This is a genomic window from Acinetobacter sp. UC24323, assembly GCF_024151445.1.
GTDB lineage: Bacteria > Pseudomonadota > Gammaproteobacteria > Pseudomonadales > Moraxellaceae > Acinetobacter > Acinetobacter baumannii.
In genome coordinates this window covers 46,796-69,787 of sequence record NZ_JAHIBY010000015.1, presented here as the reverse complement: position 1 = coordinate 69,787, position 22,992 = coordinate 46,796, and the positions used below count along the sequence as shown (strand labels likewise).

Annotated in this window: 25 protein-coding genes; 10 read left to right on the top strand and 15 right to left on the bottom strand. The window is 40.1% G+C overall.

Annotated features, from left to right (window positions below):
* Positions 1-123: 123 nt before the first annotated feature.
* Positions 124-1,257: a TDT family transporter gene (locus KNQ97_RS17280; RefSeq protein WP_125542579.1), complete on the top strand. Its 1,134-nt coding sequence runs from the start codon at positions 124-126 to the stop codon at positions 1,255-1,257.
* Between the two features lie 80 nt (positions 1,258-1,337).
* On the top strand, positions 1,338-1,904 hold the full coding sequence (locus KNQ97_RS17275) for a 5'-nucleosidase (RefSeq protein WP_001090743.1): 567 nt from the start codon (positions 1,338-1,340) through the stop codon (positions 1,902-1,904).
* A gap of 34 nt (positions 1,905-1,938) precedes the next feature.
* Here the strand turns inward: KNQ97_RS17275 and KNQ97_RS17270 are convergent, their stop codons facing one another.
* The 12 genes from KNQ97_RS17270 to ubiG form a co-directional block, all read right to left on the bottom strand.
* Positions 1,939-2,559, bottom strand: coding sequence for a TetR/AcrR family transcriptional regulator (locus KNQ97_RS17270; protein WP_001186827.1), 621 nt, complete (start codon positions 2,557-2,559; stop codon positions 1,939-1,941).
* 260 nt (positions 2,560-2,819) lie between these two features.
* Positions 2,820-3,620, bottom strand: coding sequence for an ABC transporter ATP-binding protein (locus KNQ97_RS17265; protein WP_000183286.1), 801 nt, complete (start codon positions 3,618-3,620; stop codon positions 2,820-2,822).
* Between the two features lie 13 nt (positions 3,621-3,633).
* Positions 3,634-4,431, bottom strand: coding sequence for an aliphatic sulfonate ABC transporter permease SsuC (gene ssuC / locus KNQ97_RS17260; RefSeq protein ID WP_002062446.1), 798 nt, complete (start codon positions 4,429-4,431; stop codon positions 3,634-3,636).
* Positions 4,428-5,603, bottom strand: coding sequence for an FMNH2-dependent alkanesulfonate monooxygenase (gene ssuD, locus KNQ97_RS17255; protein ID WP_253612514.1), 1,176 nt, complete (start codon positions 5,601-5,603; stop codon positions 4,428-4,430). Before ssuD ends, ssuC begins: the two co-directional genes overlap by 4 nt.
* Before the next feature lie 26 nt (positions 5,604-5,629).
* The gene (locus KNQ97_RS17250; protein WP_001164667.1) at positions 5,630-6,613 is read right to left on the bottom strand and encodes a sulfonate ABC transporter substrate-binding protein; all 984 of its coding nucleotides are present in this window, start codon (positions 6,611-6,613) and stop codon (positions 5,630-5,632) included.
* A 71-nt stretch (positions 6,614-6,684) separates the two neighbouring features.
* The gene (locus KNQ97_RS17245; RefSeq protein ID WP_001173275.1) at positions 6,685-7,653 is read right to left on the bottom strand and encodes a sulfonate ABC transporter substrate-binding protein; all 969 of its coding nucleotides are present in this window, start codon (positions 7,651-7,653) and stop codon (positions 6,685-6,687) included.
* Positions 7,654-7,986: 333 nt separating this feature from the next.
* Positions 7,987-9,342 (bottom strand): amino-acid N-acetyltransferase, encoded by a 1,356-nt coding sequence (gene argA, locus KNQ97_RS17240; protein ID WP_216174905.1) that lies wholly within the window; start codon positions 9,340-9,342, stop codon positions 7,987-7,989.
* 120 nt (positions 9,343-9,462) lie between these two features.
* Positions 9,463-9,783 (bottom strand): RcnB family protein, encoded by a 321-nt coding sequence (locus KNQ97_RS17235; RefSeq protein WP_000724539.1) that lies wholly within the window; start codon positions 9,781-9,783, stop codon positions 9,463-9,465.
* 222 nt (positions 9,784-10,005) lie between these two features.
* Positions 10,006-10,416 carry an RcnB family protein gene (locus KNQ97_RS17230; protein ID WP_000732887.1) on the bottom strand — a complete coding sequence of 137 codons (411 nt, stop codon included), beginning with the start codon at positions 10,414-10,416 and terminating at the stop codon, positions 10,006-10,008.
* A 217-nt stretch (positions 10,417-10,633) separates the two neighbouring features.
* Positions 10,634-11,380 carry a YciK family oxidoreductase gene (locus KNQ97_RS17225; protein WP_000877608.1) on the bottom strand — a complete coding sequence of 249 codons (747 nt, stop codon included), beginning with the start codon at positions 11,378-11,380 and terminating at the stop codon, positions 10,634-10,636.
* Positions 11,381-11,445: 65 nt separating this feature from the next.
* Positions 11,446-12,147, bottom strand: a complete 702-nt coding sequence (locus tag KNQ97_RS17220) for an HAD family hydrolase (RefSeq protein WP_253612513.1) — start codon at positions 12,145-12,147, stop codon at positions 11,446-11,448.
* Entirely contained in the window at positions 12,144-12,857 is a 714-nt protein-coding gene (gene ubiG / locus KNQ97_RS17215; protein WP_253612512.1) for a bifunctional 2-polyprenyl-6-hydroxyphenol methylase/3-demethylubiquinol 3-O-methyltransferase UbiG, read from the bottom strand. The genes KNQ97_RS17220 and ubiG overlap by 4 nt, the downstream gene beginning before the upstream one ends.
* Positions 12,858-13,036: 179 nt before the next feature.
* Here ubiG and KNQ97_RS17210 point away from each other — a divergent pair, with 179 nt between their 5' ends.
* Complete coding sequence (locus KNQ97_RS17210) at positions 13,037-13,654, top strand: thiol:disulfide interchange protein DsbA/DsbL (protein ID WP_000737567.1); 618 nt, start codon at positions 13,037-13,039, stop codon at positions 13,652-13,654.
* 77 nt (positions 13,655-13,731) lie between these two features.
* Here the strand turns inward: KNQ97_RS17210 and KNQ97_RS17205 are convergent, their stop codons facing one another.
* Entirely contained in the window at positions 13,732-14,379 is a 648-nt protein-coding gene (locus tag KNQ97_RS17205) for a TetR/AcrR family transcriptional regulator (protein ID WP_001047027.1), read from the bottom strand.
* 136 nt (positions 14,380-14,515) lie between these two features.
* Positions 14,516-15,154: a TetR family transcriptional regulator gene (locus KNQ97_RS17200; protein WP_000027529.1), complete on the bottom strand. Its 639-nt coding sequence runs from the start codon at positions 15,152-15,154 to the stop codon at positions 14,516-14,518.
* A gap of 173 nt (positions 15,155-15,327) precedes the next feature.
* Between KNQ97_RS17200 and KNQ97_RS17195 the strand changes: the two genes are divergently transcribed.
* The 6 genes from KNQ97_RS17195 to KNQ97_RS17175 all read left to right on the top strand — a co-directional run bounded on the left by KNQ97_RS17195 (position 15,328) and on the right by KNQ97_RS17175 (position 21,404).
* On the top strand, positions 15,328-16,353 hold the full coding sequence (locus tag KNQ97_RS17195) for a ferredoxin reductase (protein WP_031963958.1): 1,026 nt from the start codon (positions 15,328-15,330) through the stop codon (positions 16,351-16,353).
* A gap of 30 nt (positions 16,354-16,383) precedes the next feature.
* Complete coding sequence (locus KNQ97_RS17190; protein ID WP_119027209.1) at positions 16,384-17,526, top strand: acyl-CoA desaturase; 1,143 nt, start codon at positions 16,384-16,386, stop codon at positions 17,524-17,526.
* A 158-nt stretch (positions 17,527-17,684) separates the two neighbouring features.
* Positions 17,685-18,401, top strand: coding sequence for a ribonuclease PH (gene rph, locus KNQ97_RS17185; protein ID WP_001217232.1), 717 nt, complete (start codon positions 17,685-17,687; stop codon positions 18,399-18,401).
* Between the two features lie 133 nt (positions 18,402-18,534).
* Positions 18,535-18,669 carry a hypothetical protein gene (locus KNQ97_RS19235; protein WP_254974790.1) on the top strand — a complete coding sequence of 45 codons (135 nt, stop codon included), beginning with the start codon at positions 18,535-18,537 and terminating at the stop codon, positions 18,667-18,669.
* 21 nt (positions 18,670-18,690) lie between these two features.
* A complete protein-coding gene (locus KNQ97_RS17180) occupies positions 18,691-20,859 on the top strand; it encodes a phosphocholine-specific phospholipase C (RefSeq protein ID WP_253612511.1) in 2,169 nt (722 codons plus the stop codon).
* Between the two features lie 377 nt (positions 20,860-21,236).
* Positions 21,237-21,404, top strand: a complete 168-nt coding sequence (locus KNQ97_RS17175; RefSeq protein WP_000938939.1) for a hypothetical protein — start codon at positions 21,237-21,239, stop codon at positions 21,402-21,404.
* Here the strand turns inward: KNQ97_RS17175 and nadC are convergent.
* Positions 21,401-22,246 (bottom strand): carboxylating nicotinate-nucleotide diphosphorylase, encoded by an 846-nt coding sequence (gene nadC, locus KNQ97_RS17170; protein ID WP_000026927.1) that lies wholly within the window; start codon positions 22,244-22,246, stop codon positions 21,401-21,403. The genes KNQ97_RS17175 and nadC overlap by 4 nt on opposite strands.
* Positions 22,247-22,417: 171 nt before the next feature.
* Between nadC and ampD the strand changes: the two genes are divergently transcribed.
* Positions 22,418-22,987 (top strand): 1,6-anhydro-N-acetylmuramyl-L-alanine amidase AmpD, encoded by a 570-nt coding sequence (gene ampD, locus KNQ97_RS17165; protein WP_000810005.1) that lies wholly within the window; start codon positions 22,418-22,420, stop codon positions 22,985-22,987.
* The last annotated feature ends 5 nt before the right edge of the window (positions 22,988-22,992 follow it).

Genomic DNA, 22,992 nt, shown 5'->3' with positions numbered 1-22,992 from the left:
ATTTTTCAATACGAATACTTTTTATATCTAAAAAAATGATGAATTAAATAAAAATAAATCAATTTTTCTTATTATTAATTTATCCTACTATAGCCTCATCCACTCTTTGATTAGAGACTTAAGATGAAAAGACCCTTTTACCAATTAAATCAAAGTAAAGATGTTATACGGCATTTTACCCCAAATTGGTTTACAGCAACTATGGGTACTGGCGTGGTCAGTATGATTTTAATTCAGCTTCCATTTGCCAAATCATTTTTATTTATGCTGGCTACGCTGTTATGGCAATTTAATATTGTTCTATTTAGTGTTTTTTCAGTTCTCTATTTATTGCGGTGGTTACTCTTCCCGCATGAAGCGAAGCAAATATTTAATCATCCAAATATGAGCTTGTTTTTAGGTGCTATACCGATGGGGCTTGCAACCATACTAAATGGCTTTTTAAGCTTCGGAATCGGGCTTTACGGCGAAGTGGCAGTTCATATCGCCCAAGCTTTGTGGTACATCGACGTTTTTTTAGCACTAGCAATTGCATGGATCGTACCATTTTGCATGTTTAGCCGTCAGAATCATCAGCTACATACCATGACTGCAATTTGGCTTTTACCTGTAGTTGCTTGTGAAGTCGCAGCAAGTTCTGCGGGCATGTTGGTTGCACATTTACCAGCAGATGTGCATGGCTTTCATTTATTGTTAGCAGGTTACGTACTTTGGGGAATCTCTGTTTTACCTGCATTTGCCATTTTAACGATTTTAATGTTACGTATGGCTTTGCATCAGTTACCAGAAAAAGAAGTCGCGATTTCTAGCTGGCTTTCTTTAGGTCCGATTGGGACAGGTGCTTTAGGTCTATTATTGCTAGGTGAGCAGGCACAAAGAGTATTTGTAAATGTTGGCTTTCCTGAGTTTGCCCATGTATTTCAAGCCTTGGGCGTTGTGGGTAGTTTAGTACTTTTAGGCTTTGGGTTATGGTGGCTTGGTCTTGCGATTTTAACAACACTTCGTCATGCAAAGACAGGTATTCCGTTTAACTTGGGTTGGTGGGGTTTAACCTTCCCATTTGGTGTGTTTATTTTGGCTTTATTTAATTTAGGTCATCAGATTGAAGTTGTATTTTTACAATACGTCGCTGTGGCATTCAGTATTTTATTATTAGTGATGTGGAGCGTGGTAATGAAGAAAACCTTAGCCGGAGCATACAGTGGCAAACTATTCTTCTCTCCATGTTTGGTGGCTTTACAACAAAGAATGCAGTAAAGGTGAAAAGGTGCAAAAAGCTTTTGCACCTGATTTATACTTACTTTCTAATTTTGTTAATTCTGATTTGAGCTTTTTGAATGAACACTGATACCGCTTTAATTATGGCACTTCCCAACGAATCTAAAGGTTTATTCGAGCAAGCAGGTATCGAAGTCCATTACAGTGGTATTGGTAAGATCAATGCTGCTTTTAAAGCGTTTGAAGTTATTCAAAAAACAGGCTGTAAAACTTTAATTAACTTAGGTACAGCAGGAAGTTCATCTTTTAATCGGCACGATTTAGTAGAAATAAAAACTTTTGTACAACGTGATATGGACGTTTCACCTTTAGGATTTGAAGTTGGGGTAACGCCGTTAGATGACCACTTGGCGGCTGAAATTCATCTCCAAACGCATTTTGCGGATTTACCAAAAGGAATTTGTGGGACAGGGGACTCATTTGAAACGGGTCAGCCGAAGGTCGCTTGTGATGTGGTCGATATGGAAGGTTATGCGTTAGCAAAAGTTTGCCACAAGTTAGGTGTACGTTTAATTTCGGTGAAATATATTACTGATGGAGCAGATGATACGGCCCATTTGGATTGGGAAGAAAACTTATTATTGGGTGCACAAAAGCTTTTAGCACTTTATCAAAATCATTTCTAAAAAAAGATCGGCAAATTTGCCGATCTTTTTTATTTTAGCGAGGTAATACGCCGTAGAGCATCATATGTACCGTATGCTCAATCGAGCGCTGGAACATACTGCGGTTACGAAGAGTTTTCCCGGTTACCATTTCCATTTGAGTCGCAAAATCGGCATAATTTTGCGTAAGACCCCAAATATTGAGAATTAAAAGTTCTGGGTCGATATCTGGTGAAATTTTTCCTTGCTCTTGCCAAGTTTGAATGACCTTAGCTTTGCGCTTAAATAGCTTTTTCAAGGGTCCTTTCAATATAGGCAAAATATGCGGTGCCCCTTGAATAATTTCTAAAGCAAATAGTCGCGAAGCTTTTGGTTGGCTACGAGAAAGTTCGATTTTTTGAATTAAATAATGAGACAAGGCTTCGGCTGGTTCTAACTCAGCTTCTAAGGTTTGTAAGGGAGCTAGCCATTTTTGTAAAACTGTGGTCAGCACTTCCACATATAAAGACTCTTTATTTTCATAGTAATAGAAAATATTCGACTTATGCATGTCAGCGAGTTGGGCAATTTCATCCAGACTTGCGCCACTGAACCCATATAGTGAAAACACATCAAGGGCGGCAGCAAGAAGCTGATTGCGCTTTTGGGTACTCTTCTTTTGTTCCATTTGCTGCATAAATTAAAAAGATAGTGTTTCCATTGTAAGGTAAATCGTTTGATTTGTGCACAGGTGTCTCACTTTTTTAGTGAAAAAACGGATAGTTATTTGAGCAATAGATATACTATTGTGCAAAAAATAGAGAGATTCACTAGTTTATTGTTATTCTTAAAAATATTTTTTAATCTCCGCCCTAAAAAAGAGCAATAAATCATCAGTTTTATTGCTCGTTAATTGGGCATTTTTCGGTTGAATGGTTCTCATTACTCATCTCAACCTTAAGTGGCTAAAACGGCATCGAGTACTTGTTGTTCAAGCTGAGCAAAAGTAATGCTCTTTTTCCGTGGACGCGGCAAATTAACTTGAAAACTTTGAGCAATCTGACCTTTATCTAACAATATAATGCGGTCAGCCAGTTGCACTGCTTCACTTACATCGTGTGTAACTAAAATGGCAGTAAAACCTTGCTCTTTCCATAAACGTTCAATCAAGCTTTGCATCTCAAGACGAGTTAACGCGTCTAATGCACCCAAAGGTTCATCTAACAATAAAATACGGGGAGTATGAGATAACGCACGGGCTAGGGCAGTACGTTGTCGTTGACCACCTGAGAGCTGTGAAGGCCATTGTCCCGCTTTTTCTTTTAAACCTACTTTTTCTAATAATTCTTCTGCCAAAGCATGTTGCGATTTTGGTAGCCCAAGTTGCACGTTCTGAAGAATATTTCTCCAAGGAAGTAACCGGGGGTCTTGAAACATAACCCGTATGTCATCGTTAGTAATACCTTCACGCAAATGTCGGGCAGATTTAAATTTGATTTCTCCAAAACTGGCTTTTTCAAGTTGGGCAATTAAGCGCAATAAAGTACTTTTACCGCAGCCACTACGACCAACAATAGCTAAAAATTCGCCCGGTTGAATATGAAGGTTAAGATCTTCAAGAACTTTAACTTCACCATAAAACTTATAAAGCTGTTCAATCAGAATCTCTGCGCCTACCACAGGTTCTTGTGACTCTGGATGGTTTTCTGGAATGAGCTCTACGTCATTCTGATTAATATTTAAATTCAGATTTGTCATATTTTAAGCTCCTTTATTTTTGATAACCGGCATGCCAGCGTAGTAAATAACGTTCCAAAATTTGCGCTAGAACATCGGCTAATTTGCCTAATAGGGCATAAAGAAGAATACCGACCAGAACCACATCAGTTTGCAAAAACTCTCGTGCATTCATAGTCATATAGCCAATACCTGCTTGTGCTGAAATAGTCTCAGCTACAATGAGCAACACCCAAACCAGACCTAAAGCAAAACGTAAACCAACTAAAATAGAGGGCATCGCACCCGGTAGAATAATTTCTTTGTAAAGCTGCCAACGTGAAAGACCATAGCTTTTACCCATCTCAATTAATTGTGGATCGACTGAACGGATACCGTGATAGGTGTTGATATAAATAGGGAAGAAGACTCCGACCGCCACCAAAAATAATTTGGCTGTTTCATCAATACCGAACCACAAGATAACCAGTGGAATAAGTGCTAATGCTGGGATGTTACGAATCATTTGCAAGGTTGTATCGAGCAGGGTAGAGGCGAAACGCGAAGACCCATTGAGCAGACCCAATAGCAAACCTAAACCACCACCAATAAATAGTCCGAGTAAGGCCCGTCCTGCACTGACTTTAACGTGCTGCCATAGCTCGCCGCTAATGAGTAGATGCCAAAAAGCAGAAACGACAGCCGTAGGAGCCGGCAGAATACGATTTTCTAAAAGGCCTGAACTCGATGCAATTTGCCAAACAACCAATAGAACAATCGGAAAAATCCAAGGCAGCAGACGCTGCCCGACTTGTTTCGTTCCACGTGAAACAATATTTATATCTTTGCTCATGCAGGCTCCTTGACGGAACTATTTTGTTTCTTCTCGTCTGGAACATAGTTGTTGGCAATGATTTCACCGAATGGACCAGTTAAGTTTGGTTGAGCAAGTTTAGCTCGGGTCTCGATTGGTAATAATGGGAATACTAACTCTGCAAAACGGATTGACTCTTCAAGGTGTGGATAGCCTGAGAAAATAAAGGTATCGATACCTAAATCCGCATATTCCTGAATACGTGCAGCAACGGTTTCAGGATCGCCGACAAGTGCTGTACCTGCACCACCGCGGACTAGACCGATACCTGCCCAAAGATTTGGAGATACTTCAAGTTTGTCTCGATTACCGCCGTGTAGAGCAGCCATACGTTGCTGACCCACGGAGTCCATTTGTGCAAATTTTTTCTGTGCTGCAGCAATAGTTGCATCATCCAGATACTGGATAAGCTCGTTAGCTGCTGCCCATGCTTGTTCATTGGTTTCACGAACAATGACATGCAAACGAATGCCATAAGTTAATTTACGGCCCTTAGCCTCAGCTTTGGCACGAACATGTTCGATCTTTTCTTTCACGGCTGCTGGTGGTTCACCCCAAGTCAGGTAGGTGTCGACTTGCTCAGCCGCGAGTTCAACAGCAACATCTGAAGAACCACCGAACCAAAGAGGTGGATAAGGCTTTTGTACAGGTGGGTAAAGTAGCTTTGCATCATCTACTTGTAAGCGTTCACCGTGGAATGTAAAAGCTTCACCCGTATGTGAACGCGTCAAAATTTCACACCAGATTTTTACGTATTCATTGGCTGTTTGATAACGCGTTGAGTGATCTTCATATAAACCATCCCCACGTAGTTCTGCTTCATCACCACCAGTCACTAAGTTGAGTAGAACACGACCATTCGACAAGCGGTCAAATGTTGCAGCCATACGAGCTGCCAACGCTGGTGTTGTTACCCCTGGACGTAATGCAACTAAAAACTTAAGGTGTTGAGTTGCATCGATTAGGCTAGCCGCCGTAATCCATGGGTCTTCACATGAACGACCTGTTGGAATAAGTACTCCTTCGTAACCCAAGTTATCTACTGCCACAGCAATTTGCTTCATATAGGCATGGTCAACCTGACGAGCGCCTTTACTTGTACCTAAATAGCGACTATCACCGTGGGTAGGAATAAACCAGAAAATTTTCATGTGCATTACCTATATATCTATTGAAATTACTTGGCACCCCAAACAGCTTGTTTAATGCTGATTGGTTTTGGGATGATGCCTTGTTGAGTAAAGATGTCTGCAAGCTGCTGTTGTTCAGCAATGACTTTGCTGTTAAGTGGAGCTGCCGATGATGGACGTGGACGGCGTTTAATAAATAAGTCACTGGTCGCAGGTTTTAGGCCTGTACTTTGGCCAATCGCACTTGCAGTTTCTGCTTGATGGCTTTGGACCCATTTGTCAGCTTGATTGATCTGCTTGATGAGTCCTGGAACAGCTTTTGGATATTGCTTAACAAAATTTGGAGCGGCTAAGTAAAAGGTATAGTTCGGGCTTAGGCCTTTACCAGATGCAAGAACACGAGCTTGGTCTTCTAGTTGTGCTGAAGCGTAGTACGGATCCCATATTGCCCATGCATCAACAGCACCCTTTTGGAATGCAGCGCGGGCATCGGCAGGTGTGAGCCAAATTGGCGTAATGTCACTCCATTTTAAGCCTGCTTTACGTACGGCCTGTACAAGTAGGTAATGTGAGCTAGAACCTTTTTGTAGCGCAATACGTTTACCTTTTAGGTCCTTAAGCTGTTTTAGTTGTGAGTTTTTGGGAACTAAAATTGCTGAGGCCAATGGTTTGGCTGCTTCATAAGCAATGTAATATAAAGGCTTGCCAGCGGCTTGAGCGTAGACCGGGGGCGTGTCTCCAGTAACGCCAACATCGAGTGAGCCAACAGCTAAGGCTTCTAAAATTTGAGGGCCAGCGGGGAACTCATTCCAAGTGATTTTGGCATTTGGAAATTCTTGTTCAAATAGTTTCTGCTGTTTGGCAATCGCGAAGTTAATCGAACTTTTTTGAAAACCAATACGAAGTTCTTTCACTGTTGGGTCAATTGCCCAAGCAGGTGCTGCGATTGTGAAACCTAATACAGCGACCGCGCTAAAGCGCTTAACTAACTGAGTCCACTGACTCTTATTAAATAATGACTGATGTTGCATATTGATATCCTTGTTCCCTTAACACAAGGCACAGCATTTATATCGTTATTTAAGCTGTGCCCAAGCTGGGTTTATTTCAGTTTTAAAATGGCTTCTTGAATGGTGAGCTTGTTGGGAATGAGCTTTTGCGCGTAGAAGGCATCAGCTACATATTGTTGTTCTTGGGCTACCTTGTCAGATATTGGCTGAACTCCAAAACCCATACGTGAAATGGATGTTTTGAGTACATCAAATTCAAGTGCCGTAGGTTTTTCGAGTAGCTTGGCAGCCTCATCTTGGTGTGTGCTGACCCATTCAGTTGTCTGGTTTAGCGTTTGTACAACCGTGTTCAGAACTTTTGGATTATTTTCTGCAAATTTACGATCAGCTAAGTAGAACTGATGATTGCTTACCAAGTTTTCACCTGTTGCCAGAACACGGGCCTGAATCTGATGTTCAGCTGCTGCAAAGAACGGATCCCAAATCACCCATGCGTCGACAGCTCCTTTTTCAAAGGCAGCACGCGCATCTGATGGTGGTAAATAAACAGGTTGAATATCACTCAAGCTCAAGTGATTTGCTTCTAAGACTTTTAATAAAAGGTAGTGAACATTCGAACCTTTATTCAGTGCGACACGTTTTCCTTTTAAGTCTTTAATAGACTGGATTGGAGAATCTTTTTGTACCAATAACGCTTCTGCTTTTGGTGCAGCAGGTTGATTTGCGACATAGACTAAATTTGGATTGGCTGCTTGAGCAAAAATAGGTGGTGCTTCACCTGCTTCGCCTAACGAAACACTTCCTACATTTAGGCCTTCAAGTAATTGAGGTCCCGCAGGAAACTCGACCCATTTCACTTGTACGCCTTGATCTTTGAGCGCTTTTTCCAAGTCACCACGTGCTTTTAGAATAGGAAGGATGCCATATTTCTGATAGCCGATATTTAAAGTTGTCGTGGTGTGCTCCTCTTTTTTGGCACAACCACCTAGCATCATCACTCCCGCAAGGCTGGCAGCAATGACTGAATATTTTGCCCATGAAGTGGAATTAAAAAGTGCCATGTGGTTTCGTGCTCCCCGAAAGAGAAAAAGAAAAATAATTGGATGAGCAGATACCCTAAAGGGATTTTTATTTCGTAAAAAATAAATATTCAGTCTTTATTTATGCAAAAAAAAGCTAAAAACTTTCGGCGATAAACTTATGCAAAAAAATGATTTATTGAACAGGACAATATTTATAAAAAGATATTTAAGTATATGTAAATAAAGTAAAAGTTATTAAAAGAATAAAATTTAAAGATTTAAAAAAAGTACAACCATACATTAATTACCTTTATGGTTGTACTTTTTAGACTAAGCTTATCTGAAATAAGAATATCTTAAAAAATGCATAGTCTAGGGAAGCAATTTTTTAAAGACTAAAGAATTTCTTTGATAGTTATAAAGTGCCTGACGGGCATTTGGTAAGTTATCCACACTCACCTGATGGAAACCGTGTTCTAAGAACCAGTGCGCGGTACGGGTGGTTAAAACGAACAATTGACGAATACCTTGTTGTTTGGCCTTTTCTTCGAGAAATTGCAGAATTTGGCTGCCACGGTTTGATTTACGATAACTTGGGTGTACTGCCACACAAGCAATTTCTGCTGAACGTGTTTCATTAAACTCAGTCGGAATTGGATAAAGGGCAGCGCAGGCCAAAATCATACCGTCTCGTTCAATGACAGCGAACTGGTTAATTTCTTGTTCTAAACGTTCACGTGAGCGATACACCAAAATGCCTTCTTCTTCTAACGGGCGTAATAGGTTCATTAAGCCGCCGACATCTTGAATATGCGCCATACGAACTTCTTCATAATGCGCATCGGTAATCATGGTACCCACACCATCACGCGTAAAGAGTTCTTCAATAAGTGCACCATCATAAGAATAAGAAATTAGATGGACACGATGTACACCCGATAAAGATGCTTTTTTTGCTTCTTGCAAATGTAGGGTTAGGGTTGGGTGTGTGGTTTGGTATTGTTGAATATAGTAATCAAGCTGGTGTGGGCTTAATTCACGCAGTAATTGCCCATCTTCGTTAGGTAAACCTTGTTGCTCACCTAAAAAGATTAATTTATCTGCCTTTAAATAAGTCGCAGTTTTGGTTGCAACTTCTTCAGCTCTTAAATTAAATACTTCACCTGTGGTTGAATAGCCCGTTGGGCCAAGTAAAACAATATTATTGTTATCAAGATGACGTTCAATCGCGTCTGTATCTATTGAACGAACTTCGCCTGTAAGCTGAAAATCCATTCCTTCACGAATACCATAAGGTTTAGCGGTTACAAAATTACCTGATACGACATCTATTCGAGCGCCATACATTGGAGAGTTGGCTAAGCCCATAGATAACAACGCTTCGATTTCTAACCGAATAGATCCTACAGCACTCATAACACAGCTTAAAGATTCGCGTGTAGTAATACGGCAGTTATCATAAAAAGGGGTTTCAATCCCTTTTTCTTTAAGGTTGTGATTAATTTGTGGTCGTGCGCCATGCACTAAGATTAAGCGAATGCCAAGAGAATGTAATAAGGCAATATCGTGAATAATATGTTCGAAATTAGGATCGCGGACTGCTTCACCGCCAAACATTAAAACAAAAGTTTTATCACGATGCGCATTGATGTAGGGTGCTGAATGTCGGAACCAATGTACATAATGCTGGGTATTATTATGTGATTTCTCTAAAGACTTAGTTGGCATACCGATCTCGAATCAACAGCAAAAAGATATAAAGAGGATTCTAAACAAAAAAGCTCAAAGTCGCATGTTTTAGATAAAAAAACACCCAAATTAGATTTGGGTGTTAGATGTTTTATGAACTTAACGAATTACTTTAATAATTTTATGGCTTTGCTCATTTACGAGTACATAATTTCCGTTCACCTTATACCATTTTTGATAACGACCTGGCTTAGTCAATTTCTGGTGTGAGCGGTAGTCAATGACATAACGTGGATGTTGGTATTGATGCGGTACGACTTGGCCTGCACGCCAGATATTCGCATGGTCATCTTTATGGATAACTTTGACTGTTTTTGTCTCATATCCTTGGTGGTGATAATGGTCGTGAGGCGCAGCCATTGCTGTTGTTGCGATTAAACCACTCATTGAAAGAACAATTGCTGTTGTTATCTTTTTCATCGTAAACCTCGAATGATCTATTAAATTTCGATAATTGAAGATTAGTGAAAAATTACAGATAAATCGTGAAGGCGAAGAATAATAAATGTGAAAATTTTCTATGAAATAAGAAGAAATTTAGAAGATTTAAATTTTTATATCATATTGATATAAAAATAAAAAAAGGATAAAGCCGATCAGCTTCATCCTTTCCTACTAAGCGATAGTGAGGAGCTATCTATCTTAGAAACCGCGAATACTCACAATACTGTTAGAGTCCGTGTCGACTAAAATATAGTCATTGTTAATTTTGTACCACTGCTGGTTACGATCGGGTTTAGGTAAGTTATTGTCTTTATAGTCGACTTTATAACCATTACCACGATAGTGCTGTGGCATCACATAACCTGGCTGCCAACGATGTTGTTTCAGACGCTCAAAGCCACGTTCCTCACGCATACGGCGTTCATCGCGAACACGATCACCATTATCGTCACGGTCAAATTTATGCCCACGATCATTCCATTCACCACGAGGTCCGCCTTTAGGACCTTTCGGGCCATGTCCTCGGTCAAAAGGAGGATCAGCAAAGCTTGCCATACTGGTGGTCAGTACAGTGATGCAAAGGGCTAAGATGGTGAACAACTTTTTCATGATGCATCCTCGTTTACATCTGATGTCTCTCATGTTGAATACTGTACGCGCAAAATGCAGAGAAACTGTGAAGATCATTTAATGCTTCAATTAAAATTACGGATAAATCCAGCGTTTTTCTCAATAATAAAAAAGGCTTGTATATATCTTTTCAGGTATAGCCAAGCCAGATGTGATGATCGGCTATAAATTATTTTAGCTTTTCATCTGTAATTATTTAATCCTGTGCATCAATACTTTGTCCATTGAGCGTTAAGCTATCTTCACCCATTAAATAAAGATAAGCCGGCATGATGGACTCAGGTGTTGGTAATGTTTTCGGATCTTCTTCAGGATAAGCTTTAGCACGCATGGCAGTACGTGTAGCCCCTGGGTTAATACAATTAAAGCGAATATTTGGATAAGTATGCTCAGCCGCAAAAATCTTGCTCACCGCTTCAATCGCGACTTTCGAGACAGAATACGCACCCCAGAGCGCGCGTGCCTCACGGCCTACACCTGAGCTGGTAAATACGACAGAAGCGTTTTCTGACTTTTGTAATAGCGGTAATAAAGCTTGGGTTAAAGCAAAAGGTGCACGTAAATTGACTGCCATCACATCATCCCATACTTCTGCTGGATAATGTGCAAGTTCTACCCGCTCACCCAAAATACCTGCATTATGCAAAATGCCATCCAAACGACCAAATTGTTTTTCTAGCGTACTAACTAAGAAATCATAATCGCGATCGGAAGCACTCGAAAGCTGGAGGGGTAAAATAGCAGGCTGAGGTGCGCCTAAACCTTCAATTTCATCATAAATTACTTCAAGTTTATTTAAGGTTCTACCATGCAAGACGACAGTTGCACCATGTAAAGCATAACTGAGGGCCGCAGCTCGCCCAATTCCATCACCAGCACCAGTGATTAAAATAATTCGATCTTTGAGTAGATCCGGACGAGGTTGATATTCTGAATATTTCATTGGTAAACCTCCTTCTTTTTATATTGATATAAGTAACCGTTAAAAAAGCTTATAAAACTCTTGTGTTAACTTATCATACGCTGATTTTCCTGTAGAGCAGGAAGCTTTTGACGTAACAACTCGTGTAATTCTGTCACCGTATTTACAATCGAATCGGCTTGCCAAGCGTTTAAATCATCCCGATGTTCGACAGGTAAATAGCCATAAGCTGCCAAGATGGTATACATATCAGCATTGCGGCCAGCATCGATATCACGTGGGTGATCCCCCACATAAATGATTTCATTTGCCGGGATATTTAACTGCTTTGCAGCCAAATACATAGGTTCCGGGTCTGGCTTGGTTTTAGAAACATCTTCCGGACATACCAAAACCGCACAGCGTTCTGTCAGGTTTAACTCTTCTAGAAGAGATTCACTTAAACCACGTGGTTTATTGGTGACAATACCCCACGGAATTCGCTGAGCTTCTAACTCTTCTAAAAGTGGATACATTCCTTCAAACAGGTCAGTATCGACAACTATATTATTGCCATACAAATCTAAAAAATTTTGTCGATGTGCCAAGAAAATTGGATTGGTCACATCCAACTCTGGGTAGACCAATTTGACCATCGCACGGGCACCTTCAGACACTTGTGTACGAATAAGATCGGCTTCTACAACAGGGCGTCTTGCATCATGGCACATTTGTTGAATAATACGAATAAAGTCGGCAGCCGTATCGATGAGAGTGCCGTCTAAATCAAATAAAACAGCTTTCATCATGCACCTGTCTTTATTGTGTGAACCATATAGTTAACATCAACATTTGGTGCTAACCAATAACGCTTCGTAATTGGGTTGTAGTGCAAGCCTGTCATTTCTTTTAAAGTTAAGCCTGCATTACGAATGTCATGTGCCATTTCAGATGGGCGAATAAACTTGTGATAATCATGCGTACCTTTTGGCAGCATGCGTAGTACATATTCAGCACCAATAATGGCGAATAAATAGGATTTCGGGTTACGGTTGATGGTCGAGAAGAACACATGGCCACCGGGTTTAACCAAAGTCTGACATGCTTTTACAATGGATGCCGAGTCTGGAACGTGTTCCATCATTTCCATGCAAGTGACCACATCATATTGGCCTGCTTGTTCTTGCGCTAATTCTTCAACTGGAATTTGACGATATTCAATATTTTGAACATTTTCTTGTTGAGCATGCAAACGGCCTACGGCTAAAGGCGCTTCACCCATATCAATGCCCAGTACATCCCCTCCACGACGTGCCATGCTTTCAGCCAAAATACCGCCGCCACAGCCGACATCAAGTACTTTTTTACCGGCAAGGCCACCTGCACGTTCATCAATCCAGTTTAAACGTAAAGGATTGATTTGATGAAGTGGGCGAAATTCAGAATGTTGATCCCACCATTTGGCAGCAAGTGCTTCAAATTTTGCGATTTCTTGTAAATCAACATTCAATTGCGACATGGTGTCACCTCTAAACTTGGGTTATCTTTTTGATGTAGTTCGCCGTTAGTGTAGCGATTATTGGGAAAAAAGCGATAAACCCAATAAAAAACTTCACAGAAGCAAAACGAATTTAGCATATTTGTTTTATATTTAGGGCATAAGCTAATGCATAACAACTTAGAGGAAAAGCTGTAACAATGAAAAAATTGGTTTTGGGTGGTTTGAGTGCAGCAATTATGGCCGTATCGGGTAGTGCAATGGCAGCAGATTTTGTTGCTGGTAAAGACTACACCGTAATCGCCAATCCAGGCAAAGTGGAAGTACCGGGGAAAATCGAAGTTCGTGAGTTCTTTTGGTATGGCTGTCCGCACTGTTTTAAACTTGAACCACATATGCAAACGTGGTTAAAACAAATTCCTAGTGATGTACGTTTTGTGCGTACACCAGCAGCCATGAACAAAGTATGGGAACAAGGGGCACGTACTTACTATACATCTGAGGCATTAGGTGTACGTAAGCGTACGCATTTACCATTATTCCATGCCATTCAGGTGAATGGTCAGCAGATTTTTGACCAGGCTTCTGCGGCTAAATTCTTTACTCGTTACGGTGTGCCTGAACAAAAATTTAATAGCACTTACAACTCATTTGCTGTAACTGCAAAAGTTGCCGAGTCAAATAAACTTGCTCAACAGTACCAATTAACAGGTGTTCCAGCAGTAGTCGTTAATGGTAAGTATGTTGTACAGGGTGAAGATGGTAAAGTTACTCAAGTCCTTAATTACTTAATTGAAAAAGAACGTAAGGCAAAATAATAGTTTATTGCTTTAAAAAGGGCTTCATAAGAAGCCCTTTTTTATAAAATTTATTTCATAATCACGAAATAATTCAATTAATTTTGAGAATTCTCGTCTTCAATTTGAAAATTGAGCGCATCAAAATTGGTGGTTTGGGTGGGTAGTGATAATGCTTGGTTAATATATAAATTAATTAATTTTTGGCGAGAACCAATCGAGCGCTGATAATAAGTCGAGTTTAAAAGCAACGATGCACCGTAAGTGAGTGACCAGATATAAGATAAATAGTCACGAATCGACATATCATAATTTAATGATTTTAAATAACTTTCTGTAATGTCTTTAATCGCTAGAATACGTTGTTGACGAACTTCATAAAGCTCTTCAAAAAGATGCTTCAACTTAGACTCTGTCATCGTCAGATTTTCTTCAAGTTGATGCAATAAAATCGTTTTTCCCGGTGTGAGCAAATGGTGGAGCATGTACCGTGGTGCATACTCTTTAAAATCAGTATTATATTTTTGAGAAATTTCTAAAATTTGTTTTTCATTTTGAATAATCAATTCAAGCAGAAGTTCATTTTTACTTCTAAAGTGCTTATAAAGCGTACCTTTTGCAATATCTAGCTCGGCCACTAATTCATCTAGAGTAATTTCCTGATTGTTTTCTAGTAACAATTTTTCTGCAACGCTTAGAATTTTTTCTTTGCGCATCAAAAACTGTGTATGACGATCAAGATTCATAGGTATTCCCACACCAGTTTGGCCTAACGAATAGTTTACTTCCTGTAAAAAGAAAAAGACTTTTCTCGAAATTTTCGCCTTTTTCTTTCACTCTTTACGTATTAACACATAACCTGTTTTTTGTCATTTGCCAGTTTTACCGTTCCCAGTTAGCAATGCCTCTAAACAGTAAGCGAACTTGTGTAGACGCATTTTCAATAAACGCGGTTTGTTGCTGTTTAAGTTGCTCACCTTGATATTGTTTGGCGAGGTTGAGCCACGTCATTGCCCATGTAAATGACATATTGGTCAAAATGGTAGATAAGACATTTAAGTCTTGAGGATTTTGAATATGTTTAAAATTTTCGAGTTTAGTCAGATCTGTTGTGAGATCTTCAATCAAAAATTCAATTTCTCTAGCAATGGCTGCACGGACCGTTTCTGAACCACCCCAACGTTCAGCAATCATAAATTGCCACTGTTTAGGGCTATGGTTCACTGCCTGTACAAATAGTTCAATACTCGTTTGGGTTTTTGCAGACTTGTGCTGTAAATAACTCTGGCCGAGTTGATGTAAAACGCTTTTTAAATGTAGGGCAACTTGGTCAACCAACTCTTTCCCGAGTTCATCCATGTCTTGAAAATGACGATAGAACGCTGTTGGCACTAAACCCACTTCACGTGCAACTTCACGCAAACTGATACTACTGAACGAACGCCCAGACGTGCTCAGATGCAAGGCTGCATCGAGAAGTGCCTGACGACTTTGCTGTTTTCGTTCATCCCGTATCGACATTAAAAAAACCTATTTAAACCGTGAGCCAAAGTCTAACAAAAAAGAGCAAACTTTCATAAAAAAAATAGTGAACAAGTGTTGACTGAGTGAACACTTATAAATATAGTGTACATATGTTCACTATACGAACATGTGTTCACTCAAATAAATAGCCAGAAACAAAAGAGGAACGTATGAACGCAACACTTAACTATCAACCACATTGGGTTCGAGAAGATTTCGTTGATTTTGTTTTGCAGAAAATTAACGCGACTTGGGCTTGGAAAAGGGTACTTGCAGAAGTTACCGCTGTTCAGCCGCTTCATACCGATATGGTACTGATCAAGCTTAAACCAAATCGTAATTTTAATTTCGATCAGGTTCGAGCGGGACAAAGCATTCTATTGACGTTGCTTATCGATGGCGTTTACCAACAACGTAGCTATTCGATTATTGAAGTAACCACTCAAGGTGAAATCGCTTTAGGTATTAAAGTACAAGGCTTGGTGTCTCGTGCAGCTCAACTATTACATGTGGGCGAGTGTGTTGAAATTTCACAGCCACAAGGTGATTTCACTTTGCATCAAGGCCAGCAGCCTGCAATTTTAATTGCTTCAGGAAGTGGTATTACTGCAATTTATTCACTCTTGCAGCAAGCTTTGAAACAGCAGCTTGAACAAATTCATGTCATTTATTTTAATCGTGCAGAAATTTTTCATGCCGAATTAAAAGCTTTGGCAGAACAGCACCCACAGCTTCAATATCATTTTTTTAATACCACTGAGCAAAAGCAGCATTTAACTGAAAGCTTACTGCAAAAGCTGGTTCCAGATTTTGCGCAGACTGCGACCTATATATGTGGACACCACGGCATGATGCAGCAGACGAATGAAATTTATGCGCAAAAAGGTGCTCAGTCTCAGCTTCACCAAGAATATTTCCAACCACTTCAAGTGACTGGTACACATGCAGCACAGCCTGTTATTTTCCGCCGTGCTCAACACGAGTTTTTAGCTGAAACGAATTTACTGAGCAGTGCAGAGCAGGCGGGACTACGCCCGCAACATGGCTGCCGTATGGGTGTTTGTAATAAATGCAGTTGTACCAAAGTGAGCGGAGTTACTCAAAACCTGTTAACAGGTGAAATTGAAGACCAACCGAACCGTCCAATTAAACTATGCGTGAGCCAGGCATTAAGCCCAGTCACAATTGATCTATAAAAAGAATTACAGAGGATTAACCCTATGAATATGGCATTAAAAGTTTCTATGGCTTCTAAATCTGCTCATTTAACCCCTGAGCAAATTGAAGAATTTGGCCGCCGTGTTGAACAGATTCGCCAAGACGTGATGCAAAGTCTTGGTGAGCAAGATGCAAAATATATCTACAAAGTCCGTAACTTTGTTCGCTATACCGAAATCGCATCACGTGGCATGTTGATGTTTGGTGGCTGGATTCCACCTGTCTGGTTATTGGGTACAGGTATACTAGGTATTTCTAAAATTGTAGAAAACATGGAACTTGGTCATAACGTTATGCACGGTCAGTTTGACTGGTTAAATGAACCAAGTCTGAATGGTAATACCTATGATTGGGATACCATTGCCTCTGGTGATGACTGGCGTGAAACACACAACTATGTACACCACACCTATACCAATATTGTCGGTAAAGACCACGATGTCGGATATGGTATTTTGCGAGTAAGTGATCAACAGAAGTGGGAATCTCGTCACCTATTTAATATTCCTCTGGCTCTACAGTTAATGTTTTTCTTTGAATGGTATGTAGGTGTACAAAATCTACATCTTGAAGATGCGTTGGTTTATAAAACTAAGAGTTGGAAACAGGTTTGGAAAGATTCTGCTAAAGTCCGTAAAAAAGCAACGCGCCAAGTTTTAAAGGATTATGTGTTTTTCCCTGTGATCTCTGGTCCTATGTTTTTACCGGTTTTTGCAGGCAATGTAGTTGCGAATATTATTCGTAACTTGTGGTCATCTGCTGTGATTTTTAATGGTCACTTTACTGAAGATGCAGAAACGTTTGAGCCGGATAATACCGACACTGAAACTAAGGCAGAGTGGTATTTACGTCAGATTCGTGGTTCAAGTAATTTTAGTGGTACAGAATGGCTTCATTTTATGAGTGGTAATTTAAGCCATCAAATCGAACACCATTTATTTCCAGATATGCCTGCCAACCGCTATAAAGAAGTAGCACCGAAAATTAAGGCACTCTGTGCAGAATACGGCATTAACTACAATGAAGCTAATTTCATGCGTCAGTTCTGGAGTGTATGGGTGCGTTTAGCAAAATGCTCATTACCAAACCACACCACTGCAAAAGTGATGCAGACATTAGAAAAATTAAAAGCAAAATTCAAATTTGCCTAATAGATAGACCAATAAATAGCTCCTAAAAAGGGGCTATTTTTATTTTTAAGTCATGAAAAGTGCAGACTTACATTTGAAAGTAGGGAATAAACTCAACCTGTCAAAATCCTTTGCTATACTATGCCCAAGTTTGTATTTAAGAGAATTTAGGAAGGATTATGCGTATTGACCAACGTGCATTAGACCAATTACGTGAAGTGAAAATTACACGAAACTACACCCGTTATGCTGAAGGTTCTGTGCTGGTCGAATTTGGTCACACCAAAGTCCTTTGTACTGCAAGCATTGATAACTCAGTGCCACGCTTTCTAAAAGGCCAAGGTCAAGGCTGGGTAACAGCAGAATATGGCATGTTACCGCGCTCAACACACTCACGTTGTGATCGTGAAGCTGCTCGTGGCAAACAAACTGGTCGTACTCAAGAAATCCAACGCCTGATTGGTCGTAGCTTACGTGCGATGGTTGATTTGAAAAAGCTTGGTGAAAATACCATTACCATCGACTGTGATGTCATTCAGGCAGATGGCGGTACACGTACTGCTTCAATCACTGGTGCTGCTGTAGCATTGGTTGATGCGATGAATGTTCTACTTGCACAGAAAAAAATTAAGCAAGATCCGCTTAAAGGCTTAGTTGCTGCAATTTCTGTAGGTATGTATCAAGATGAAGTATTACTTGATCTTTGCTATGAAGAAGACTCGAACTGTCAAACTGACTTAAATGTCGTGATGACACAAGCAGGCGAGTTTATTGAAATTCAAGGTACAGCGGAAGACAAACCGTTTACCCGTGCTCAAAGCAATGCCATGTTAGAAATGGCTGAAAAAGGAATTGCCGAGCTTATTAAAAAGCAACAAGAAGCTTTAGGCTGGTAAGTTTAAGTTTTCTAAAAAACGCATCTTCGGATGCGTTTTTTTATACCTTCATCAAATCGACATAAAAACATCACTTGCCTGTCACCTTTTCGCTTTATTAGTAGTTCGCATTTAAACCGTTTGGAAAAAACCAATGCGAAAACTTTCAATTTTATTAATTACATCTTTAGCACTCATGCTCAGTGCTTGTAACGATGATAATGACTCAGATAATTCATCGCCAACAACACCGCCTACCAGTAATTGCAAAATGCACTGTGCACCATAATAAGAACTCAGGATAGAACTAATGAATCGTCGCGAATTTCTTTTAAATTCTACAAAAACAATGTTTGGGACAGCTGCTCTAGCGAGTTTCCCGCTGAGTATTCAAAAAGCGTTAGCAATTGACGCCAAAGTTGAAAGTGGAACTATTCAAGATGTTAAACACATTGTGATTTTGACTCAGGAAAACCGTTCATTTGATAATTATTTTGGAACACTCAAAGGTGTACGTGGCTTCGGTGACCGTTTTACCATTCCTATGACAGAAGGCCGAAAGGTTTGGGAACAATATGATGCGAATAAAAAGAAAGTATTGCCATACCATTTAGATAGCCGCTTAGGAAATGCTCAGCGTGTTTCGGGTACACCTCACTCATGGTCTGATGGACAAGCAGCTTGGGACAACGGTCGTATGAGTGATTGGGTGGCATATAAAAAACCGCAGTCGATGGGCTATTATAAAAAGCAAGAAGTTGAATATCAATTTGCCTTAGCGAATGCTTTTACGATTTGTGATGCCTACCACTGTGCCATGCATGCAGGAACTAACCCGAACCGTAAATTTATCTGGACGGGAACCAATGGCCCTACAGGTGCAGGTGTTGCGAGTGTGGTCAACGAATTTGATGGGATTGGACCATCAACAGAAGGTTATGAATGGACGACATATCCTGAGCGTTTACTGCAGGCTGGCGTGACATGGAAAGTTTATCAAAATATGCCAGATAACTTTACCGATAACCCTTTAGCTGGTTTCAAGCAATATCGCCGTGCAAATGAGCAATCTGGTCAACCTGTCAGTAACGACACACTAACGTGTCCAGCATATGATGAAAAGATTGATGCGACTCAACCACTTTACAAAGGTATTGCCAATACCATGCCGGACGGTGGTTTTTTAGGAACTTTTAAAGCTGATATTGCGCAGGGTAAATTACCGCAAGTGAGTTGGTTAGTTGCTCCGGCAACTTACAGTGAACATCCAGGGCCATCTAGTCCTGTACAAGGCGCTTGGTATATTCAGGAAGTATTAAATGCATTAACTGAAAACCCTCAAGTGTGGAGCCAAACCGTTTTATTGGTGAACTTCGATGAAAATGACGGTTTCTTTGACCATGTTCCTTCACCAAGTGCACCTTCTAAAGATATAAACGGTGTTGTATATGGAAAAACCACTTTAACGGACCAACAAGTGTCTTATGAGTACTTTAACCATCCAGCAGTAGCGACTTCAAAATCTCAACCTAAGCCAGATGGTCGAGTGTATGGTCCGGGTGTACGCGTTCCAATGTATGTGATTTCGCCGTGGAGCCGTGGAGGATGGGTAAATTCTCAAGTCTTTGATCATACTTCTATTTTACAATTCTTAGAAAAACGTTTTGGTGTGCAAGAACCTAACATTAGCCCATACCGCCGTGCTGTATGTGGTGATTTAACAACGGCATTTAATTTTAAAACACCGAATCTTTTGCCTGTTGCTGAACTAGATGGGAAGAAAACAAAAGCCGAAGCCGATGCGATTCGTGTCGCTCAAGAACTATTGCCGCAAGTTTCTGTTCCGAGCCAGCAACAATTTCCTCAGCAGGAAATAGGAATTCGACCTTCGCGTGCTTTACCTTATATTTTGCACACTAGTGCCAAAGTCGATGCCACTCAAAAAACGGTTAAGCTGATGTTCTCCAATACGGGTAAACAGGCAGCCGTTTTCCATGTCTATAACCGATTAGATCTTACGGCAATTCCACGCCGTTATATGGTTGAGGCGGGCAAACAGCTTGATGACGTGTGGAATACTATCAATGGACAGTATGATTTATGGGTACTTGGACCAAATGGTTTTCACCGTGCGTTTAAAGGTAATTTAAGTCAAGCTAATCAGACTCAAGCATTACCGGAAATTAGAGTATGTGTAGAAGAATGTGATGCGAATTTATATTTAAAAGTGCGTCATGATGGTAATAAGTCAGTCAAGCTCAACGTCAAAGCTAATGCTTATCTACCAAACAAGACATGGGCGATAGAAACCAATAGTTCTGAAAAAGAACTGGTTTGGGATATGTCTGAATTTGGTGGTTGGTATGATTTTACAGTGACATTAGCGGACGATGCGACGTTTAGTCGCCGTTTTGCAGGGCGTATAGAAACTCAAGAAGATTCAATTTCTGATCCATATATGGGTTATTTAGAGTCTTAAGTTATATAGTCTGAATTGGAATTGTTATTTAAAGCCGATTTAGATGACTTTGATAAAAAAGCACGGCCTTATATCATATGAAATTCAAATAGATGTTGTATAGGCTTCCTCACTTTTGAAAGGTCAAAAGTGACAAAAACCTCTGTTTCTCTGATGTTACCTCCATGTAACACAGAGAAACGGTAACATCCATGTCACCTGTCACGATAGTAAATAAAGGGAATAGGGTGTTTATATAAAATACTATGTGGGAAGATGCTGTCGTATAGATGAATAATAAAAATAAAGACTTACCTTTTGTAACAGAATCTCCTAAGCCTAGTCATATTTATCTTTTACCTTGAAACCCTGAATTTTTAAAGTAATGGGGAAAATTTATGCTACAAGGTTTTATTGTATTATTAGCAGTAGTTACATTTGTTTTAATGGCTGCCGATCCACGGGATAGTGGGGCACAAGCGACTCAGTCAGCATGGCAAAAAACACAAGCGGCAGACATGACCAAGTCGCAAAAAAATACCAATAATGATGCTGATTTTATTTAGGCATTAAAACGCATTGATAAATCAACGGCTTTGACATCTTTAGTCAACACGCCCATAGAAATATAGTCGACACCAGTAGTCGCTACTTCGCGTAAGTTTTCAATAGTGATATTGCCCGAAGCTTCGAGTTTACAGCGACCCGCCACGTGTTTTACAGCATCAATCATTTGTTGTTGGCTAAAGTTGTCGAGCATGACAATGTCTGCACCTGCTTCAAGCGCTTGGTTTAGCTCATCCCAAGTTTCAACTTCGACTTCAACAGGTTTACCCGGCGCAATTTGATGTGCTTTTGCTATCGCTTGGGCAATACCGCCCGCTGCCATAATATGATTTTCTTTAATTAAGAATGCATCAAATAAACCGAGGCGGTGATTTTGTCCGCCGCCGACGGTTACGGCATATTTTTGTGCAATACGTAAGCCCGGTAAAGTTTTACGTGTATCGAGAAGTTTTGTATTTAAACCTTCAAGATGTTGAACATATTCAGCAGTTTTTGTAGCCACAGCTGATAATGTTTGAATAAAGTTTAAAGCAGGGCGCTCTACAGTCAGTAAGCTACGTGCAGAACCAGCAAGCTTTAAAAAGGCTTCATTTGCAGCAACACGATCACCTTCTTGTTTTAACCAAGTCACCTGTACAGTGTTGTCATACGCTGAGATGAGCGCATTCACCCAAGGCTGTCCAGCTAAAACCATATCTTCACGGCTAATGATAGTTGCGGTAGCCTGTTCATCTTCAGGTGTGAGCATGGCGGTAATGTCACCGTCCCCAATATCTTCTTGTAATGCTTGTTGAATATTGATTTGAATTGACTGTTCAAGCAAAGACTGAGGTATGCTCATACGGTTTCCATTTTGTCGATGACCCTAAAACTTGCGATATATTAGCACCGTCGACTTTAAAAATAAGCTGTTTTATCAGATTAATCGCGATAAACAATCATGCTGACTACTCTGAAAAGCAATTAACTGTTTTAAACTAAAACAATTGGCAAGCAATTTATTGGCATCTCAATGAAGCAAATCACACCGTATGAAGTTATAGATGGACAATTAAAAGGGGCGAGACAAGTACCTTCTCCAAATTTTAACCAGCGTCCCGCTGGTACCGAAATACAAATGATTGTGGTTCATAATATTAGCTTGCCGCCTTCTCAGTTTGGGGGAGGCTATATTGAACAGTTTTTCCAGAATAAATTAGATTGGTCCGTTCATCCCTATTTTCAGACTATTGAAGGTATGCAAGTCTCTACACACCTGTTAATTTTACGAACAGGTGAAGTCCTACAGTTTGTTAACTTTAATGATCGTGCATGGCATGCAGGGCGTTCAAGCTACTTAGCCAAAGTTGAATGCAATGATTATTCAATTGGTATTGAGCTTGAAGGAAGTGATGATTTACCTTTTGAAGACGTACAATATGAAGTGCTAACTGACGTTGTTACTGCTATTCGTCAGGCCTATCCTGAAATTAAAAACCATATTGCAGGGCATTCAGATATTGCACCGGGCCGAAAAACCGATCCGGGACCTTATTTTAAATGGCAGCACTTTAGGCAGTTGTTAGCACAGAAAAAAACTTGAGTTCA

Excerpts from the sequence above, each read along its gene's own strand:
- KNQ97_RS17280 (WP_125542579.1), top strand. The coding sequence starts at position 124 with ATGAAAAGACCCTTTTACCAATTAAATCAAAGTAAAGATGTTATACGG.
- KNQ97_RS17275 (WP_001090743.1), top strand. The coding sequence starts at position 1,338 with ATGAACACTGATACCGCTTTAATTATGGCACTTCCCAACGAATCTAAA.
- KNQ97_RS17270 (WP_001186827.1), bottom strand. The coding sequence starts at position 2,559 with ATGCAGCAAATGGAACAAAAGAAGAGTACCCAAAAGCGCAATCAGCTT.
- KNQ97_RS17265 (WP_000183286.1), bottom strand. The coding sequence starts at position 3,620 with ATGACAAATCTGAATTTAAATATTAATCAGAATGACGTAGAGCTCATT.
- ssuC (WP_002062446.1), bottom strand. The coding sequence starts at position 4,431 with ATGAGCAAAGATATAAATATTGTTTCACGTGGAACGAAACAAGTCGGG.
- ssuD (WP_253612514.1), bottom strand. The coding sequence starts at position 5,603 with ATGAAAATTTTCTGGTTTATTCCTACCCACGGTGATAGTCGCTATTTA.
- KNQ97_RS17250 (WP_001164667.1), bottom strand. The coding sequence starts at position 6,613 with ATGCAACATCAGTCATTATTTAATAAGAGTCAGTGGACTCAGTTAGTT.
- KNQ97_RS17245 (WP_001173275.1), bottom strand. The coding sequence starts at position 7,653 with ATGGCACTTTTTAATTCCACTTCATGGGCAAAATATTCAGTCATTGCT.
- argA (WP_216174905.1), bottom strand. The coding sequence starts at position 9,342 with ATGCCAACTAAGTCTTTAGAGAAATCACATAATAATACCCAGCATTAT.
- KNQ97_RS17235 (WP_000724539.1), bottom strand. The coding sequence starts at position 9,783 with ATGAAAAAGATAACAACAGCAATTGTTCTTTCAATGAGTGGTTTAATC.
- KNQ97_RS17230 (WP_000732887.1), bottom strand. The coding sequence starts at position 10,416 with ATGAAAAAGTTGTTCACCATCTTAGCCCTTTGCATCACTGTACTGACC.
- KNQ97_RS17225 (WP_000877608.1), bottom strand. The coding sequence starts at position 11,380 with ATGAAATATTCAGAATATCAACCTCGTCCGGATCTACTCAAAGATCGA.
- KNQ97_RS17220 (WP_253612513.1), bottom strand. The coding sequence starts at position 12,147 with ATGATGAAAGCTGTTTTATTTGATTTAGACGGCACTCTCATCGATACG.
- ubiG (WP_253612512.1), bottom strand. The coding sequence starts at position 12,857 with ATGTCGCAATTGAATGTTGATTTACAAGAAATCGCAAAATTTGAAGCA.
- KNQ97_RS17210 (WP_000737567.1), top strand. The coding sequence starts at position 13,037 with ATGAAAAAATTGGTTTTGGGTGGTTTGAGTGCAGCAATTATGGCCGTA.
- KNQ97_RS17205 (WP_001047027.1), bottom strand. The coding sequence starts at position 14,379 with ATGAATCTTGATCGTCATACACAGTTTTTGATGCGCAAAGAAAAAATT.
- KNQ97_RS17200 (WP_000027529.1), bottom strand. The coding sequence starts at position 15,154 with ATGTCGATACGGGATGAACGAAAACAGCAAAGTCGTCAGGCACTTCTC.
- KNQ97_RS17195 (WP_031963958.1), top strand. The coding sequence starts at position 15,328 with ATGAACGCAACACTTAACTATCAACCACATTGGGTTCGAGAAGATTTC.
- KNQ97_RS17190 (WP_119027209.1), top strand. The coding sequence starts at position 16,384 with ATGGCATTAAAAGTTTCTATGGCTTCTAAATCTGCTCATTTAACCCCT.
- rph (WP_001217232.1), top strand. The coding sequence starts at position 17,685 with ATGCGTATTGACCAACGTGCATTAGACCAATTACGTGAAGTGAAAATT.
- KNQ97_RS19235 (WP_254974790.1), top strand. The coding sequence starts at position 18,535 with ATGCGAAAACTTTCAATTTTATTAATTACATCTTTAGCACTCATGCTC.
- KNQ97_RS17180 (WP_253612511.1), top strand. The coding sequence starts at position 18,691 with ATGAATCGTCGCGAATTTCTTTTAAATTCTACAAAAACAATGTTTGGG.
- KNQ97_RS17175 (WP_000938939.1), top strand. The coding sequence starts at position 21,237 with ATGCTACAAGGTTTTATTGTATTATTAGCAGTAGTTACATTTGTTTTA.
- nadC (WP_000026927.1), bottom strand. The coding sequence starts at position 22,246 with ATGAGCATACCTCAGTCTTTGCTTGAACAGTCAATTCAAATCAATATT.
- ampD (WP_000810005.1), top strand. The coding sequence starts at position 22,418 with ATGAAGCAAATCACACCGTATGAAGTTATAGATGGACAATTAAAAGGG.